Raw genomic sequence first — 18,183 nt, 5'->3', positions numbered from 1 at the left:
CCTTTCATTACTGTGTGAGACTTGATACTTTCGCTTGTACGCCAGACCCCGAAGGACCCGGCTCGCGTCGCCATCAAGCGCCCACACTTATCGGCTGTTAATTTTTAAAGATCGCATCCGCATTCACAAAACCGCGCCCACTTCAACTACCCGGCACCGCTTCGTTCTGCGTCGCTGCATCAGCAGCAGAGAAACGAGATTATGAAGAATCTTTTTCGTCTCGTCAACAACATTTTTTTGCTTTCGCTTAAAACCTTGTTGACGCTACGGCCGCTGGTTTCGGCAGCGGCGCTCGTTCGCAAACGAGGAGCCGAATATTAGGCGAACAACGGCCGCATGACAAGAGTTTGACGGAAATGTTTTTTTGGCGAGTCACTTCCGAGTCGAATTTACTACGGCGTCGAGTGGAATCGCCTCAGCCATTGCGGCATAACCCGCGTCGCTCGGATGAATGTGATCGCCGCTGTCATACCCGCGCTGCAGGCGCTCAGGCTGAGCCGGATCCCGCAAAGCCGCGTCGAAATCGACCACGCCATCGAACGCTCCCGCCGTCCTGATCCATTGATTCACGGCCAACCGGATGCTCTCGCGCTGCGGCGGCAGCGCGGCAGGTGTAAGCGTCGCACCGAACACGCGCACACCGTGCCGATGAGCCTCGGCAATCACCCGCTTGTAGCCTGCAATCAGATCGCCGGCGCTCACCGTCGTGTGCGGATAATCGCAATCCAGCCCGGAGCGCGGCGGCATCGAAGAAAAATTGATGTCGTTAATACCAATCAGCAGAATCGCCGTCTTCACGCCCGGGCGCTCCAGCACATCCCGGCCGAAGCGCTTGTCGAGCGCCTCACCATAGCAAGGGGAATCGCTCAGCAGGCGGTTGCCGCTGATCCCCAGATTGACAACCGCGGTAGAACGGTCGCCCGATCGCGCAACACGGCGCGCGAATGCGTCGGGCCAGCGGCGATTCTCGTTCAGGCTCGAGCGCATGCCATCGGTGATCGAATCGCCGATCGCGGCGACCGCGACGCCGGACGGCGTCTCTACCGACAGCCCCGTCACCCAGGCAAACTGCGTAAAGCGCTGCGAAAACGCACCGGCCATGGCGTCATCCGCATGATTGCCGGGCAGCGAGACGTAATTGACCTGATTCGACACCCGGTGCCACGCCACCAGGCGCTGATCCGCCGCCATGTACGAACTGATTGCATACGGGGCGCCAGCGACAATATCGAACGCAAGCGCGTCGCTATCCAGTTCGCCGCCGGGCGGCACGACCACAGAGTCCTTGCCGCCGAAAGTCACCTTCGCCCCACCTTTCGCTTGCGCGGCCGCGCCGCCCGCCGAACGCGCAATCTGCAGTTCCTGGATCACCAGCGGCGTCTTGCCGTATTCATTGCTGAGGTGTATCCGGACGCTGCCGCCGGAAAGCGTGGGATAGACGATCTGCCGGACCGTGCGTCCGGCGACCTCAGGAGCGCGGTAAGGCGGCGGCAGGTTAGCCTGTTGGGGAATGGACTGAAGCGCAGTCGCCCAGGTCGCAACCCAGCGCGTGGGTGCGTCGGCGGCAAGTGCTGCCGGCGTGGCGGCAAATTGGGCCAGCAGGGCGAGGCCGCATGCCGCGGCCAGAGTACGGAGGGTCATTCGGGGAGTGAGCAAAAGACGAAGCGCCCATTGTGCCCGATCGCTCAGGAGCGGTGGCGGGCGGAAGGCGCCCATGAACAGCCCGCTCCCCACAAGCCCGCAAGCCAGCTTCCTTAGCGAACGCTTCCCGCCGTGAGATTCAGCGCCAGGGCCTGCGCCACTTCAATGCCGTCAATGGCCGCGGAATAAATCCCGCCGGCGTAACCCGCGCCTTCACCTGCCGGATAAAGGCCCTGCACGTTCATGCTCTGATAATCGTCTTTGCGGCGAATCCGGATGGGCGACGAGGTGCGCGTCTCCACCCCGGTCAGCACCGCGTCGTCCATAGCGAAACCGGCAATCTTGCGGTCGAGCTGCGGAAGCGCCTCGCGAATCGCTTCGATCACATAGTCGGGCAGCGCCGTACTGAGATCGGTAGGATGCACACCCGGTTTGTACGAGGGTACAACTGAACCTAGCGAGGTGGACGGCCGGCCGGCAATGAAGTCACCCACCCGCTGACCCGGCGCGCAGTAGTTGCTGCCGCCCAGCTCGAACGCGCGCTCTTCCCATTTACGTTGAAAAGCGATACCGGCGAGCGGGCCGCCCGGGTAATCCTCCGGCGTAATGCCGACCACGATGCCCGCATTAGCGTTGCGCTCGGCACGCGAGTACTGACTCATGCCGTTGGTCACCACGCGGCCCGGCTCCGAAGTCGCCGCCACCACCGTCCCGCCCGGGCACATACAGAAGCTGTACACCGCCCGCCCGTTGCTGCAGTGATGCACCACCTTGTAGTCCGCGGCGCCCAGTTGCTTGTGCCCCGCGAACTTGCCGAAGCGGCTGCGATCGATCAGGCCCTGCGGATGCTCGATGCGGAAACCGAGCGAAAACGGCTTCGCTTCTATATAGACGCCGCGCTTGTGCAGCATTTCGAAGGTATCGCGCGCGCTGTGGCCGACTGCGAGGACCACGTGTTCGCAAGGCAGCGTCTCGCCATTGGACAACTGGAGCGCGCGCACCTTGCCGTGCTCGATCTCGATGTCCTCGACGCGCGTCTCGAAGCGCACCTCGCCACCCAGCTCATGAATGGTGGCGCGCATCTTCTCCACCATGCTCACCAGGCGGAACGTCCCGATGTGCGGCCGGCTCAGGTAAAGAATGTCTTCCGGCGCACCTGCCTTGACGAACTCGTCGAGCACCTTGCGGCCGTAGTGATGTGGGTCCTTGATCTGGCTGTAAAGCTTGCCGTCGGAAAACGTCCCGGCCCCGCCTTCCCCAAACTGCACGTTGGATTCGGGATTGAGCACCGATTTGCGCCACAGGCCGAAGGTATCCTTGGTGCGCTCGCGCACCGCCTTGCCGCGCTCCAGAATAATGGGGCGAAAACCCATCTGCGCGAGGATCAGCCCCGCGAACAGGCCGCACGGACCCATGCCGATCACGACCGGGCGCGGCCCCGTCATGTGCTCGGGCGCCCTCGCGACAAAGCGATACTCCATGTCCGGCGTCACGCCGCAGTGAGGCACGCCAGCGAGGCGCTTCAAGGCAGACGCTTCGTCCTTCACCTCGACATCGAGGATATAGGTCAGCTTGATGTCCGCGCGCTTACGCGCGTCGTGAGCGCGCCGGAAGACCGTATAACGGACGAGCCCATCAGCCGGCACCCCGAGCTCGGCGAGGCGCGCAAGAACTGCGGCATCCAGAGCGCTTTCGGGGTGATCGAGAGGGAGTTTGACTTCGCTTAAACGTAACATGAGTACCGGGGGATGCAGGGGGCGCACAATCGCGGCCAATCCGCGATTTTATAGGTTCTGCTGCGGGCCAGGGCGGCAACGGTTGAGATCAGCGAGCTTGCCGCCGGTATTTCGCGGCAAAACAGCGCTTTCGGAGCCGCCCCATATCAGGGGCGCGGCGCAACCACGTAGCCCTTGCGCTCCAGGTCGCGGCGATACCACTGGTTAGCCTTCATACCGCAGTAAATCGCGAACAGAATACTCAGCGCGAGGCTGATTACATCGGCGGTCGCCCCGGCGAAACCGATCAGACCGATCGCCAGATTCACTGCCAGCATCAGCAGTGCAACGAGCCACATTCGCTTCATCAGCGCCCAGATAAAGCCCAGCAGGAAGGCAGCCCAACTGAAACCGGTGCTCACCTCAACCGTTTCACCTCTCACCGGGTGCTGCAAATAGATTCGCTCCGTCATTTCTCTTCCGCCCTCGCATTTAACCAACCCGGCGCGCGCTGCGCCGACCTCCACCGTACCCTATCTGCGGCGTGTGAACCTACCCCAAATCACTTTCAAAAAAATCATTAACCGACCGGTCGGTTGGTTTATACTCCCGAACACAGACAACTTCGGACGAGAGCGTTCGCCATGTACACGCAATCCCTCGACATTCCCGGCAACGTCGCGCCACTGGATGCCGCCGGCGGCTCGCCTGAGCAGGTGCGTTTCGACGCAGTCATGGCCGCGGACGGCAAAATCGAGCCGCAGGACTGGATGCCCGACGCCTACCGCAAGACGCTGGTGCGGCAGATCTCGCAGCATGCGCACTCGGAAATCGTGGGCATGCTGCCCGAAGGCAACTGGATCACCCGCGCTCCGAGCCTGAAGCGCAAGGCGATCCTGCTCGCCAAGGTTCAGGACGAAGCCGGCCACGGCCTCTATCTATATAGCGCTGCCGAAACGCTGGCGGTGTCGCGTGATCAACTGATCGACGCCCTGCATGCCGGCAAAGCCAAATATTCGAGCATTTTCAATTATCCGACGCCCACGTGGGCAGATGTCGGCGTGATCGGCTGGCTGGTCGACGGCGCGGCGATCATGAACCAGATTCCGCTGTGCCGCTGCACCTACGGCCCTTATGCCCGGGCCATGATCCGCATCTGCAAGGAGGAGTCGTTCCACCAGCGCCAGGGTTTCGACGCGCTGCTGTCCATGATGAGCGGCACGCAAGCGCAGCGCGAGATGGTCCAGCAGGCAGTCAACCGCTGGTGGTGGCCGGTACTCATGATGTTCGGCCCGAGCGACAAGGATTCGATCCACAGCAATCAGTCGTCGAAATGGGGCATCAAGCGCATCTCCAATGACGATCTGCGCCAGAAGTTTGTCGACGCCACCGTCGACCAGGCCAGGCTCCTCGGTGTCACGTTGCCGGATCCGGACCTGAAGTGGAACGAAGCGCGTGGTCACCATGACTACGGCGACATCGACTGGGATGAGTTCTGGCGCGTCGTCAACGGCGACGGTCCGTGCAACCGCGAGCGCCTCGCCACCAGGGTGAAGGCTCATAACGACGGCGCCTGGGTACGCGAAGCCGCCCTCGCCCACGCGGAAAAGCAACGCCAGCGCGCGCAACAGCACGCAGCGTAAGCCGCGCGACGATCCGCTCAAGGCGGGCAATGCCGGGCAATTCCAGACGATGGCCGGCACTAGCCGACGCCACGCGGCAACGCCAGTGAAAGAAGCAGCAAAGGATTCAGGAGATTCGAGAATGGACAAGCCGATGAACAAAGAATGGCCGATCTGGGAAGTGTTCGTGCGCAGCAAACAAGGCCTCGACCACAAACACTGCGGCAGCCTGCATGCGGCCGACGCACCGATGGCCCTGCGCATGGCGCGCGACGTATACACGCGCCGCCAGGAAGGCGTGAGCATCTGGGTGGTGCCATCCACGGCGATCACCGCGTCCGACCCGCAGGACAAGGCGGAGCTGTTCGAACCGGCCGGCGACAAGATTTACCGCCATCCGACGTTCTACACGCTCCCCGACGAAGTCAACCACATGTAAGCGCGTCATGGACATCACGCCCCAACACCTTTCTTATGTGCTGCGCCTCGCGGACACCGCCCTGATCCTCGGTCAGCGCAACGCCGAGTGGTGCGGCCACGGCCCGATCCTTGAAGAGGACATCGCGCTCGCCAACATGAGCCTCGACCTGATCGGCCAGGCGCGCCTCCTGTACACGCACGCGGCGACGCTCGAGCATGCGCTAACCGGCGCCAGCAAGAGCGAGGACGACTACGCGTACTTTCGCACCGAACGGGAGTTCGCCAACTACACGCTCGCCGAGCTGCCGCATTTTGGACCGCTGTCGGGCACTGCCCACGCCGACAAGGATTACGCGGTCACGATCGTGCGCAACTTCCTGTATTCGACGCTGATGGCGCATCTGTGGACGGCGCTCGGCGCCTCGACCGACACGCAGCTCGCGGCCATTGCCGCGAAGTCGATCAAAGAGACGCGCTACCACGTCCACCACGCCAGCGAGTGGCTGATCCGCCTCGGGGACGGCACGGACGAATCGCATCGCCGCGCACAAGACGCGCTCGATTATCTGATGCCCTACACGCGCGAGTTCTTCAGCGTCGACGCGGTTGAGGAAGCCATCGCCGCAGCCGGCGTCGGGCCGCTGACGGCGGATCTGCAAGCCGCCTGGGAGGAAGACGTGCGCGCCGCGCTGAGCGAAGCCACGCTCACCCCGCCCGAGCCGGTGCAGCACATCACGACCGGCAAGCATGGCGAGCACTCCGAACACATGGGCTACATGCTGGCTGAGATGCAAAGCCTCGCGCGGCAACATCCCGGCGCCAGCTGGTAAGCCCTGGACGGAGCAGGAAAATGACCTCGACCGCAAGCCTCGCCGACACCATGGACCCCGTGCTGGAGCGCGCATGGACCGTGCTCGAAACGGTGCCCGACCCGGAGATTCCGGTGGTGTCGATTCGCGAACTCGGCATTCTGCGCGACGTGCGCCGTGCCGCCGACGGCGTGCTCGAGGTCGTCATCACGCCGACCTACTCCGGCTGCCCGGCCATGTCACAAATCGCCGAAGACGTGGGTCACGCGCTCGAAGTCGCCAAACTCACGCCTTACCGTATCGCCACCGTGCTCGCGCCCGCCTGGACCACCGACTGGATGACCGCCGACGCGCGCGAGAAGCTGCGCGCCTACGGCATCGCGCCACCCACCGGCAATTGCGCAAGCGACGCCCCGGGCGAGAAAGTGATCCGCTTCGTCCCCAGGGCGCTGCCCGCGCCGGCCTGTCCGCGCTGCGGCTCGGCTCACACCGAACGTCTCGCACAGTTCGGCTCGACGGCCTGCAAGGCGCTGTACCGCTGCCTCGATTGCCGTGAACCCTTCGACTATTTCAAACCGTACTGATATGGCCAGCCCGCAATTTCACCCCCTGCGTATCCGCGAAGTCCGGCCCGAAACCGCCGACGCGGTCTCGGTCGCCTTCGACGTGCCTGTCGAGCTGCGCGAGCAGTACCGCTTCACGCAAGGCCAGTTCGTCACGCTGAAGACGCACATCGACGGCGAAGAGACGCGCCGCTCGTACTCGATCTGCGTCGGCGTCACCGACTATGACCGCGACGGCGAACTGCGCATCGGCATCAAGCGGGTACGGGGCGGCCGTTTTTCGAATTTCGCCTTCGACACGCTGCAGCCCGGCCATACGATCGACGTGATGACGCCCGACGGCCGTTTCTTCACGCACCTGAACGCGGAGCAGGGCCAGCAATATCTCGCCTTCTCCGGCGGCTCGGGCATCACGCCGGTGCTCGCGATCATCAAGACCACGCTGGAGGTCGAGCCGCGCAGCACGTTCACGCTGGTCTATGGCAACCGCAGCGTCGACCAGATCATGTTTGCAGAAGAGCTGGAAGACCTGAAGAACCGCTTCATGAACCGCTTTGTGCTGTACCACGTGCTCTCGGACGACCTGCAGGACGTGGAACTGTTCAACGGCGTGCTGGATCAGCAAAAGTGCGCGGCCTTCATCGAGAACCTGGTGCCTGCCGAGGCCATCGACGAAGCCTTCATCTGCGGCCCCGCGCCGATGATGGACGCCGCCGAAGCGGCGCTGAAGGCAGCGGGCCTCGCGCAGCAGAAGATTCACGTCGAACGCTTCGGTTCACCGTTGCCGCAGGCCGGCGTGCCGCCCGTCGAGATCACCGAAAATACCCCGGCCGCGGACCTCGAAATCGTCCTCGACGGCAAGAAGCGCAAGCTGCGCCTGCCTTACCAGGGCGTGAGCGTACTCGACGTCGGCCTGAAGGCCGGGCTCGCCCTGCCGTACGCCTGCAAAGGCGGCGTCTGCTGCACCTGCCGTGCAAAAGTGCTCGAGGGCGAAGTGCGGATGGAAAAGAACTACACGCTGGAAGAGCACGAAATCCGCGATGGTTTCGTACTGACCTGCCAGTGCCATCCGGTAAGCGACCGGGTGGTGGTTAGCTACGACGAGCGCTAGGCCGTATACGCCCAACCTTCTTCCGCAATGCGCATCTGAGCGCTTTCAGCTCAACCGCGATCCGCTTACACTAGGGGCCGCTCGCGATCGGGACCCGGTTCCGGTTATCGAGCGGCCCTTTTTGTGACTGATTTGCCTGCGAACCGTTGATGAGCACGATCCACCTGACTAACGGCGATGTCGCCGCCGACTCCCTGCGAGCCGCCCTGCAACAAGCCGGACGCGACGAACGCGTGCAGGCGCTGCGCGACGACCTCGCGGTCGGCCCGCTGCGCGGCGTCGACGATACGCCCGGGGTGCGCGCCGAGTTCTGGCAACGCGTGATGGACGGCTCCCGGCGCGACGGCGCGCCCCGCGATTTCCTGCGCGAATTCACTGACGAAGCAGCCGCGCTGGAGCAGATTACCGCCGACACCAGCCAGGTTGTGCTGTGGCATGGCGAAAGCGCATCCGATCAGTTGACCCTGCGGCGGGCCTGCTACCACCTGCGCAACAGCCCGCAGCGGCTGAACGAAGTCCGCCTGTCGATCCGCGATCTCACCGATCCAGGCGCCTTTGCCCACAGCCGCGCGGACCATGCCACCTCGGTCGGCATGTTCGCGCCTGAGGTCCTGCAAACACGGCTCCCGGACGTCGCGCCCATCTCGGTGCTGCGCATCAGCCGGCTCGCACTCGAATGGCAGGAAGTCAAACAGGCGAACGGCGAAACCCGCCGCTGGCGCGACAACACCTTCACGAGCGGCGCCTTCGCCGATCTGGACGCGCAGATCCTCGAACAGGCGGACGACGCCTGGCAACCGGCTTCCCGCATCGGCGCGCAACTGATGAGCAGCGAACTCGGCTTCCTGGTCAGCGACAGCATCGTGCTCTGGCGCTTGCGCGAACTCGCCTCGAGCGCACGCGTGTGCCTGCGCGGCGACGCCTCCGGATGGCGCGCACTGGAACTGCGCGCAGCCCTTTCCACCTGCTCCAGCTAAGCCTTCCGGACACCATGGCCCGCACCCGAGCCCCCGATCACGAAACCCAGCGCGACCAGATCCTCGAACTGGCCGCCGCCAAGTTCGCGCAGACCAGCTATCCGAGCACTTCAATGGCCGATCTGGCTGCCGCCAGCGGCACCTCCAAGGCGCGCCTCTACCACTACTACGAAAGCAAGGAAGCGATCCTGTTCGATCTGCTCGACCGCTACACCAAGCGGCTGATGCTGATCATCGCGGAAGTGGAAGGCTCGAGCCAGCGGCGCGCACTGACCGAACGCGAAACCTTTGCCGAGCTGATCCGCGCATTCCTCTCCGAATACGAAAACTCGCACAGCCGGCACGTCGCGCTGCTGAACGACGTGAAATACCTTGTGGACACGCAGCGCGAGATCATCCTGAACCGCCAGCGCGACGTGGTGGCGGCGTTCGCCCGCCAGTTGACGCGCGCCTATCCCGAGCGCGCCACCCGCGAAAACCAGACGGCGCTGACGATGATGGTGTTCGGCATGATCAACTGGACCTTCACGTGGCTGAAGCCCGGCGGCCGGATGGGCTACCGGGAATTCGCCGAGCAGGTGGTCGAGATGGTCGACCACGGACTGAGGGCCGCCGAATAGCTTTTCACGGTGCGGACATATTGCACGGCAACATATATCAGACGAATAGTTGCCGCGCAGCCACAGCACTTCGCATCATCTATGCGAATTAAATATCTTTTATAAATCAATAATATAAAAATGGGTTCGTAGCAAAATAGAGCGGATTGTCGAATTGACATCCGGGTTTTCCCTAGTTATGGGATGGGGTTTCGGTTAAAATCGTTTTTGCGGTGCACCATGCCGCCTGACGAATAGGAGAACCCAACCATGACTACGCCTACTACCCGCGCCGCTGAGCCGATCGTCGCATCAGATCGCCTGATGCAGGCTGCCGGTCGCGCGCATGCTCTGGTGCGGGAACTGACCGCCGTCGACCGCGAACGCCTGCTCACGCACTTCCTCGCGCTCGACGAAGACGACCGTCTGCTGCGCTTCGGCCAAATCGTGCCGAACCATGTGATCGAGAACTACGTCCGTTCTATCGATTTCACGCGGGACACCGTATTCGGCGTCTTCGACAACCAGTTGCAACTGGTCGGCGTGGGCCACCTGGCCTATCTTCCGGCGGAAGGCGACAAGCGCACCGCCGAGTTCGGCGTGTCGGTGCTGGAAAGCGTGCGCGGCCAGGGTATCGGCAGCAAGCTGTTCGAGCGCGCCGCGATTCGCAGCCGTAACACGCACGTGACCACGCTCTATATGCACTGCCTGTCGCGCAACTCCACGATGATGCACATCGCCAGGAAAGCCGGCATGAAGATCGAGTATGCGTACGGTGAGGCCGACGCCTATCTGACGCTGCCGCCCGCGGACCAGTCGAGCATCATTGCCGAAATGCTGCAGGAGCAAGCCGCTGTGTTCGACTACGCCTTGAAGCGCCAGGCACGTCAGGCTTCGAAGATTTTCGAATCGCTCCTGCCGGCCGCCGTCGCTGCCTGACCGTCTCCGACACCCGCGGCGGTCCCGGGCGATACGCCATGGCCGCCGTAGCAGCACCCTCGCTCACAACGCTCACAAGATAGGTAGCGCAGTCGTCTCCTTGATCGTCGCGAGCGAAAAGCTCGTCTTCACGTCGATCACCGAGGGATGGTGCAGCAACTGGTCCTGCACAAAGCGCGAGAAGTGCGCCATATCCTCCACCTGCACACGCAACAGGTAATCCATATCCCCCGTCATTGCATGGCAGGCCACCACCTCCGGCCAGGCCTGCACCGCGGCGCGAAACAGGTCAGCGTGCGTCGTGCCGTCGCCGCGCGGGCCGAGCGCCGGTCCGCCGCGCTTTTCCAGCCGCACATTCACATAGGCAAGCAGGTCGAGGCCGAGCCGCCGCGCGTCGAGCAACGCCACATAACCCCGGATCACGCCGCTCTCCTCCAGCCGGCGAATGCGCCTCAGACAAGGACTGGGCGACAGATTCACGCGCTCCGCGATCTCCTGATTCGACAATCTGCCATCCCCCTGCAGGATGGTGAGAATCCGCCGGTCGATCGCATCCATCTCGATATTGGCCATTTTCTGCCGCCTCAGTCTTAATTTGAGCCATGAAATAGCGCCAGCCTAGCCAGACACGATTAAGTTCGCAAGTTTTCTCCGCGGGTAGCCCTTTACACTGGCGACATTCGATTGCGCAATGCGCGCGCCCATCTGGAAGGAGACAGACATGCAGGTTCAAACCTGGGACAACCCCGTCGGCACTGACGGCTTCGAGTTCATCGAGTACACCGCCCCGGACCCCAAGGCACTTGGCAAGCTGTTCGAACAGATGGGCTTCACCGCCATCGCGCGGCATCGTCACAAGGATGTGACGCTGTATCGCCAGGGCGAGATCAACTTCATCGTCAACGCGGAACCGGATTCGTTCGCGCAACGCTTCACACGCCTGCACGGCCCTTCGATCTGCGCGATCGCTTTCCGCGTCCAGGACGCCGCCAAGGCCTACCAGCAGGCACTCGAAAAAGGCGCGTGGGGTTTCGACAACAAGACCGGCCCGATGGAGCTGAACATTCCGGCGATCAAGGGCATCGGCGATTCGCTGATCTATTTCGTGGACCGCTGGCGCGGCAAGAACGGCGCGGAGCCGAACAGCATTGGCGACATCGGCATCTATGACGTCGACTTCGTGCCGATTCCCGGCGCCAACCCGAACCCGGTCGGCCACGGCCTCACCTACATCGACCACCTGACGCATAACGTCCACCGTGGCCGCATGCAGGAATGGGCGGAGTTCTATGAACGTCTGTTCAACTTCCGCGAAGTGCGCTACTTCGACATCGAGGGCAAGGTGACGGGCGTGAAGTCGAAGGCCATGACTTCCCCGTGCGGCAAGATCCGCATTCCGATCAACGAAGAAGGGTCGGAAACCGCCGGGCAGATCCAGGAGTACCTCGACGCGTACCACGGCGAAGGCATCCAGCACATCGCACTTGGCAGCAACGACATCTATCGCACCGTCGACGGACTGCGCGCATCGAACATTTCGCTGCTTGACACGATCGACACTTACTACGAGCTGGTCGATCGCCGCGTGCCGAATCACGGCGAGCCGCTGGAGGAACTGCGCAAGCGCAAGATCCTGATCGACGGCGCACCCGACGATCTGCTGCTGCAGATTTTCACCGAGAACCAGATTGGCCCGATCTTCTTCGAGATCATTCAGCGCAAGGGTAATCAGGGCTTTGGCGAAGGCAACTTCAAGGCGCTGTTCGAATCGATCGAGCTGGATCAGATTCGCCGCGGCGTGGTGCAGGACAAGGCGTAACGCCGTCGCGGCATAACGGCACGGCACCAAAAGAAAAGGGCGGGGATCGCAAGATCTCCGCCCTTTGTTGTTTCAGCCGCCGCCTTGCTTCAGGCGCCGGCAAAAATCAGATTGGCGAACCGCCTGAGCGGCCCATCAGGAACGCCGCTCGTCCTCGTCGGCTTCGCCTGACGGTGCAACGCACTCTGCAGCGATGCATGCCGGCGTGATTCTCGCCGTGAGCGCGACCGCGTTGGCAAGCGTACTCGCGCTGCCGGAGCGCACCGGTGCGCTCATCGCAAAGAATGCGGCCGAAACCATCAGGAAGGTCTGGATATTTCTAGTGTTCATGCGTACTCCTTTTCTGACTGCCTGCTTGTCGTGAAGCTCCACCAACCGCGGAGCGTTGCGCGGACACGCGCACAGGTGGGTGGTTAGACAGGCTTTTCAAGAGCGGTTCCGCAACTTTGAAGCTTTTACAGCTCGTTACACAATGCCGTGAAAATAATTCAATCAGGCGCCTACCTGTCATAACCACGTCATTCGAAAGCCGCGATACGGCGTGAAATGACAGCATTTTTAATGCCATGCGGCGGGTTTCTCCCAGTGCTACCATCCCTTAAAACACGTCAATATGGCGACCCCGGTCAGAGCATTCACAAGATGCCGAGGCCACCAAGCTTTGGCGATCCCAAACAGGCTGGAGGAGTACAGACAAATGAATGCCCCGCTAGACGCTGGTCAGCGAGCCTCGCTCGAAGCCGCGCTCAATTCCGTCACGCTCGACGACAAATACACGCTCGAACGCGGCCGCGCTTACATGAGCGGCATCCAGGCCCTCGTGCGTCTGCCGATGTTGCAGCAGGAACGTGACAAAGCCGCAGGGCTCAACACCGCCGGTTTCATTTCCGGCTATCGCGGCTCGCCGCTTGGCGGTCTCGACCAGTCGCTGTGGAAGGCGAAGCAGCATCTCGCCGCGCACCAGGTCGTGTTCCAGCCCGGCGTCAACGAAGACCTCGCCGCCACCGCCGTGTGGGGTTCGCAACAGGTCAACCTGTATCCGAACGCCCGATACGACGGCGTGTTCTCGATGTGGTACGGCAAGGGCCCTGGCGTCGACCGCTCGGGCGACGTGCTCAAGCACGGCAATTCGGCCGGTTCGGCGCAACACGGCGGCGTACTCGTGCTCGCTGGCGACGACCACGCCGCCAAGTCCTCGACGCTCGCGCACCAGTCCGAACATATGTTCAAGGCCTGCGGCCTACCGGTGCTGTTTCCGTCGAACGTGCAGGAATATCTCGACTTCGGCCTGCACGGCTGGGCCATGAGCCGCTATTCCGGCCTGTGGGTCGCGATGAAATGCGTGACTGACGTGGTCGAATCATCCGCTTCCGTGGACATCGATCCGCACCGCACGAAGATCGTCCTGCCGGAAGACTTCGCCATGCCGGAAGGCGGCCTGAATATCCGCTGGCCGGATCCGCCGCTGGTCCAGGAAGCGCGCCTTCTCGACTACAAGTGGTATGCCGCACTCGCCTATGTGCGGGCCAACAAGCTGGACCGCGTGGAGATCGATTCGCCGCAGGCGCGCTTCGGCATCATGACGGCCGGCAAGGCGTATCTCGACGTCCGCCAGGCGCTCACCGACATCGGCCTCGACGACGAAACCTGCTCGCGCATCGGCATTCGCCTGTACAAGGTGGGCTGCGTGTGGCCGCTCGAAGCACAGGGCGCGCATGCGTTCGCGCGTGGCCTCGAAGAAATCCTCGTGGTCGAAGAAAAGCGCCAGATCCTCGAATACGCCATCAAGGAAGAGCTGTACAACTGGCCCGACGCACAGCGTCCGCGCGTATTCGGCAAGTTCGACGAAAAAGACGGCGCCGGCGGCGAATGGTCGGTGCCGATGGGCAACTGGCTGTTGCCGGCGCACTATGAGCTGTCGCCGGCGATTATCGCCAAGGCGATCGCCACGCGTCTGGAAAAATTCGATCTGCCCGCCGATGTGCGTGCGCGCATTGCCGCCCGCATCGCGGTGATCGAAGCAAAGGAAAAGGCGCTGGCCCGGCCGCGCGTCGAAGTCGAGCGCAAGCCGTGGTTCTGCTCCGGCTGCCCGCACAACACGTCCACCAATGTGCCCGAAGGCTCGCGAGCGATGGCCGGTATCGGCTGTCACTACATGACCGTGTGGATGGACCGCAGCACCAGCACCTTTAGCCAGATGGGCGGCGAAGGCGTGGCGTGGATCGGCCAGGCGCCGTTCACCAACGACAAGCACGTGTTCGCCAACCTCGGCGACGGCACCTACTTCCACTCGGGGCTGCTGGCGATTCGCGCAGCGATCGCCTCGAAGGCGAACATCACCTACAAGATCCTGTACAACGACGCGGTCGCCATGACCGGCGGCCAGCCGGTGGACGGCGTGCTGACCGTGCCGCAGATCACCCATCAGCTCGCTGCCGAAGGCGCCGCGAAGATCGTGATCGTCACCGACGAGCCGGAGAAGTACCACGCGAATGTCGGACTCGCGCCGGGCATCACGATTCATCACCGCGACCAGCTCGACGATGTGCAGCGCGAACTGCGCGAGATCGCCGGCACCTCGATCCTGATCTACGACCAGACCTGCGCGACCGAAAAGCGCCGCCGCCGCAAACGCGGCACCTATCCGGACCCGGCGCGCCGCGTCGTGATCAATGAAGCCGTCTGCGAAGGTTGTGGCGACTGCTCGGTCAAGTCCAACTGCCTGTCGGTCGAGCCGCTCGATACCGAGTACGGCACCAAGCGCCAGATCAACCAGTCGACCTGCAACAAGGACTTCTCGTGCGTGAACGGCTTCTGCCCGAGCTTCGTTTCAGTTGAAGGCGGACAGTTGAAGAAGCCCAAGGCCTCGTCAGGCGCGACCGCCGATGCGATGCCGCCGGCGCCCACGCCGGATCTGCCGTCGATCGAGCGGCCATACGGCGTGCTCATCACGGGCGTGGGCGGCACGGGGGTCGTGACGATCGGCGCGTTGCTGGGCATGGCCGCGCACCTCGAGAGCAAGGGTGTGACCGTGCTGGACGTCACCGGTCTCGCGCAGAAAGGCGGCGCGGTGATGAGCCACGTGCAGATCGCGAACCAGCCGGCCGATATCCACGCGACCCGCATCGCCATGGGCGAAGCAAGCCTCGTGATCGGCTGCGACGCGATCGTCACCGCCAGCGACGAATGCGTCTCGCGGATGCAGGTCGGCCGCACGCGCGTCGTGCTGAACAGCGCGCGCACACCGACCGCCGCCTTCATCAAGAACCCGAACTGGCAATTCCCGGGCGCCGACGCGGAAGCGGACGTGCGAGCAGGCGCAGGCGAAGCAGGCGTCGACTCAATCGACGCCAACCATTTCGCCGTCGCGCTACTCGGCGACGCAATTTACACGAACCCGTTCGTGCTCGGTTATGCGTGGCAAAAGGGCTGGGTGCCGCTCACGTACGAATCGCTGATCCGGGCGATCGAACTGAACGCGGTGCAGGTCGAGAAAAACCGGGCGGCCTTCGAGTGGGGCCGCCGCGCCGCACACGACCTTGCAGCCGTGCGCAACATCGCGCAGTCGCAAGGCCGCACCGCAGCATCGGAGACCAGCAGCAAGATTGTCTCACTGCATACGCCGAAGGCGCTCGACACGCTGATCGACAAGCGCGCCGATTACCTCACTGCATGGCAAGACGAGGCCTACGCGGCACGCTATCGCGAACTGGTAGCGCAGGTGCGAGTGGCCGAATCTGCGCTCGACGTCGGTGACGGTCAATTGCCGTTGACCGAGGCCGTGGCGAAAAACCTGCACAAGCTGATGGCCTACAAGGACGAGTACGAAGTCGCGCGTCTGTATGCCGACCCGGCCTTCATGGAAAAGCTGAAAGCGAGTTTCGAGGGCGACTGGAAGGTCAACCTCCACCTCGCACCGCCGGCTTTCTCGAAGAAGGATGCGCACGGCCATCTGATCAAGAAGAAGTACGGGCCGTGGATCCTGAGCGCCATGCGCGTGCTCGCGAAACTCAAGTTCTTGCGCGGCACCGCGTTTGACGTGTTTGGCAAGACGGAAGAGCGTCGCACCGAGCGCGCGTTGATCGGCGAGTACGAAGCGCTGGTGCGGGAGCTGATCGGCGGCCTGAGCGTGCAGAAACATGCTCTCGCGGTGGAACTGGCGAATCTGCCCGACGGCATCCGCGGCTACGGACACGTGAAGGAAAACAACCTGAAGGGCGTGCGCGTGAAGTGGCAAGGCTTGCTGGCGCGCTGGCGTGCGCCGCAGGACGGTCAGGCGCAACATGCCGCGTGATCCTCTGACCAGCAGATGATCTTGTTGTAGATGCCAATGGAAAAGGCGGCTGCCCGTAAGGACAGCCGCCTTTTTTACTCGTGGCTCACGCGTAAAACCAATTGATGCGTGAGATATGCGAGCGCCGCATGGCGACGCCCGCATCAGGTGCAACAACCTCAGTTACTGCGCGTTAGCCCGCACCCGTGCATTCGCCGAAGCGACGGCCGTCATGTTGATGATCCGGCGCACGGTCGCAGCCGGCGTCAGGATGTGCACCGGCTTCTCCGCGCCGAGCAGGAACGGCCCCACCGTCACACCTTCGCCGCCGATCATCTTCAGCAGGTTGTACGTGATGTTCGCGGCTTCCACGTTCGGCATGATCAGCAGATTGGCTTCGCCCGTGAGCGTCGTGCCCGGGAACGCAGCCTTGCGGACCATTTCCGACAAGGCCGCGTCGCCGTGCATTTCACCGTCGATCTCGAGCGCCGGCGCGCGTTGCGCAATCAGCTTGCGTGCTTCGGCCATGCGTTGCGACGATGCCGAGGGCACGCTGCCGAAGTTCGAGTTCGACAGCAGCGCGACCTTCGGCGTAATGCCGAACTTCTCGATTTCGCTTGCGGCCAGCACCGTCATGTCGGCGAGTTGCTCGGCGCTCGGCACTTCGTTGATGTACGTATCGCAGATGAACAGGTTGCGCCCCGGCAGCATCAGCAGGTTCATCGCCGCCAGGTTCTGGACGTTTTCCGCCTTGCCCAGCACCTGCTCGACGAATTTCAGATGGCTCTGGTACGTGTCGATCATGCCGCAGATCATGCCGTCAGCGTCACCCACACGCACGAGGATCGCGCCGATCAGCGTATTGAACTTGCGCAGCGCGGCCTTCGCGACTTCCGGCGTCACGCCTTCACGCGCACCGATCTCGTGATATTCCTGCCAGCACTTCTGGTAGCGCGGATCGTCTTCCGGATTGACGATCTCGAAGTCTTCGCCGCACTTGAGCTTCGAACCCATCTTCTTCAGACGCATGTCGATCACCGCCGGACGGCCGACCAGGATGGGCCTCGCGATCTTCTCGAGCAGCACGAACTGCGCCGCGCGCAGCACGCGCTCGTCCTCACCTTCGGCAAACACGATGCGCGCCGGCGCCGACTTCGCTGCCGCGAACACCGGACGCATCACCATGCCGGTACGGTAGACGGTGGTGCCGAGTTCTTCGCGATACGCGTCCATGTCCTTGATCGGACGAGTGGCGACACCCGAGTCCATCGCAGCCTGCGCGACGGCCGGCGCGATCTTGATGATCAGGCGCGGGTCGAACGGCTTCGGGATCAGGTAATCCGGGCCGAATTCGAGCGTATGGCCTTCGTAGGCCTTCGCCACTTCATCGCCCTGATCAGTTTCTTCCGCCAGTTCCGCGATCGCGCGCACGCAGGCGAGCTTCATCTCTTCCGTGATGGTTGTCGCGCCCACGTCGAGCGCGCCGCGGAAGATAAACGGGAAGCACAGCACGTTGTTGACCTGGTTCGGATAGTCCGAACGGCCCGTGGCGATGATCGCGTCCGGGCGCACCTTCTTTGCTTCTTCCGGGCGGATTTCCGGTTCCGGATTGGCCAGCGCGAGAATCAGCGGCTGGGTGCCCATTTCCGCGACCATCTCCGGCTTCAGCACGCCGGCGCTCGAGCAGCCGAGGAA

The 18,183-nt window shown here is 63.0% G+C and carries 16 protein-coding genes; 10 read left to right on the top strand and 6 right to left on the bottom strand.

Going from position 1 to position 18,183, the window contains the following annotated elements:
- Positions 1-372: 372 nt before the first annotated feature.
- The 3 genes from FFS45_RS40070 to FFS45_RS40060 form a co-directional block, all read right to left on the bottom strand.
- Positions 373-1,641: an SGNH/GDSL hydrolase family protein gene (locus FFS45_RS40070; RefSeq protein WP_137960132.1), complete on the bottom strand. Its 1,269-nt coding sequence runs from the start codon at positions 1,639-1,641 to the stop codon at positions 373-375.
- A gap of 113 nt (positions 1,642-1,754) precedes the next feature.
- Entirely contained in the window at positions 1,755-3,377 is a 1,623-nt protein-coding gene (locus FFS45_RS40065) for an NAD(P)/FAD-dependent oxidoreductase (protein ID WP_137960131.1), read from the bottom strand.
- A gap of 146 nt (positions 3,378-3,523) precedes the next feature.
- Positions 3,524-3,829, bottom strand: a complete 306-nt coding sequence (locus tag FFS45_RS40060) for a DUF2628 domain-containing protein (protein ID WP_137960130.1) — start codon at positions 3,827-3,829, stop codon at positions 3,524-3,526.
- A gap of 171 nt (positions 3,830-4,000) precedes the next feature.
- On the opposite strand from FFS45_RS40060, the gene paaA reads away from it, so the two are divergent.
- The 8 genes from paaA to FFS45_RS40020 all read left to right on the top strand — a co-directional run bounded on the left by paaA (position 4,001) and on the right by FFS45_RS40020 (position 10,396).
- Positions 4,001-4,999, top strand: a complete 999-nt coding sequence (paaA, locus tag FFS45_RS40055) for a 1,2-phenylacetyl-CoA epoxidase subunit PaaA (protein WP_137960129.1) — start codon at positions 4,001-4,003, stop codon at positions 4,997-4,999.
- A gap of 121 nt (positions 5,000-5,120) precedes the next feature.
- Entirely contained in the window at positions 5,121-5,417 is a 297-nt protein-coding gene (paaB, locus tag FFS45_RS40050) for a 1,2-phenylacetyl-CoA epoxidase subunit PaaB (protein ID WP_349292352.1), read from the top strand.
- Positions 5,418-5,424: 7 nt separating this feature from the next.
- The gene (paaC, locus tag FFS45_RS40045; protein WP_137960128.1) at positions 5,425-6,228 is read left to right on the top strand and encodes a 1,2-phenylacetyl-CoA epoxidase subunit PaaC; all 804 of its coding nucleotides are present in this window, start codon (positions 5,425-5,427) and stop codon (positions 6,226-6,228) included.
- 20 nt (positions 6,229-6,248) lie between these two features.
- Positions 6,249-6,791, top strand: a complete 543-nt coding sequence (paaD, locus tag FFS45_RS40040; protein WP_137960127.1) for a 1,2-phenylacetyl-CoA epoxidase subunit PaaD — start codon at positions 6,249-6,251, stop codon at positions 6,789-6,791.
- A gap of 1 nt (position 6,792) precedes the next feature.
- Positions 6,793-7,881, top strand: coding sequence for a 1,2-phenylacetyl-CoA epoxidase subunit PaaE (paaE, locus tag FFS45_RS40035; RefSeq protein WP_137960126.1), 1,089 nt, complete (start codon positions 6,793-6,795; stop codon positions 7,879-7,881).
- Positions 7,882-8,030: 149 nt separating this feature from the next.
- Complete coding sequence (locus tag FFS45_RS40030) at positions 8,031-8,858, top strand: DUF1835 domain-containing protein (RefSeq protein ID WP_137960125.1); 828 nt, start codon at positions 8,031-8,033, stop codon at positions 8,856-8,858.
- Positions 8,859-8,872: 14 nt separating this feature from the next.
- On the top strand, positions 8,873-9,478 hold the full coding sequence (locus FFS45_RS40025; protein ID WP_137960124.1) for a TetR/AcrR family transcriptional regulator: 606 nt from the start codon (positions 8,873-8,875) through the stop codon (positions 9,476-9,478).
- 249 nt (positions 9,479-9,727) lie between these two features.
- Positions 9,728-10,396 carry a GNAT family N-acetyltransferase gene (locus FFS45_RS40020; RefSeq protein WP_137960123.1) on the top strand — a complete coding sequence of 223 codons (669 nt, stop codon included), beginning with the start codon at positions 9,728-9,730 and terminating at the stop codon, positions 10,394-10,396.
- 72 nt (positions 10,397-10,468) lie between these two features.
- Here FFS45_RS40020 and FFS45_RS40015 read toward each other — a convergent pair whose 3' ends face one another.
- Entirely contained in the window at positions 10,469-10,969 is a 501-nt protein-coding gene (locus FFS45_RS40015) for an Lrp/AsnC family transcriptional regulator (protein ID WP_137960122.1), read from the bottom strand.
- A 148-nt stretch (positions 10,970-11,117) separates the two neighbouring features.
- Here FFS45_RS40015 and hppD point away from each other — a divergent pair, with 148 nt between their 5' ends.
- Positions 11,118-12,215, top strand: coding sequence for a 4-hydroxyphenylpyruvate dioxygenase (gene hppD, locus FFS45_RS40010; protein WP_137960121.1), 1,098 nt, complete (start codon positions 11,118-11,120; stop codon positions 12,213-12,215).
- Between the two features lie 135 nt (positions 12,216-12,350).
- On the opposite strand, the gene FFS45_RS40005 is transcribed toward hppD, so the two are convergent.
- On the bottom strand, positions 12,351-12,545 hold the full coding sequence (locus tag FFS45_RS40005) for a hypothetical protein (protein WP_137960120.1): 195 nt from the start codon (positions 12,543-12,545) through the stop codon (positions 12,351-12,353).
- Positions 12,546-12,912: 367 nt separating this feature from the next.
- On the opposite strand from FFS45_RS40005, the gene FFS45_RS40000 reads away from it, so the two are divergent.
- A complete protein-coding gene (locus FFS45_RS40000; protein ID WP_137960119.1) occupies positions 12,913-16,509 on the top strand; it encodes an indolepyruvate ferredoxin oxidoreductase family protein in 3,597 nt (1,198 codons plus the stop codon).
- A 162-nt stretch (positions 16,510-16,671) separates the two neighbouring features.
- On the opposite strand, the gene FFS45_RS39995 is transcribed toward FFS45_RS40000, so the two are convergent.
- The coding region (locus FFS45_RS39995; protein ID WP_137960118.1) for a phosphate acyltransferase at positions 16,672-18,183 on the bottom strand (1,512 nt) is incomplete at its 5' end.

Source organism: Burkholderia sp. 4M9327F10 (genome assembly GCF_005503145.1).
In the GTDB taxonomy this organism is placed as follows: domain Bacteria; phylum Pseudomonadota; class Gammaproteobacteria; order Burkholderiales; family Burkholderiaceae; genus Paraburkholderia.
This window is presented reverse-complemented; position numbering and strand designations above follow the sequence as displayed.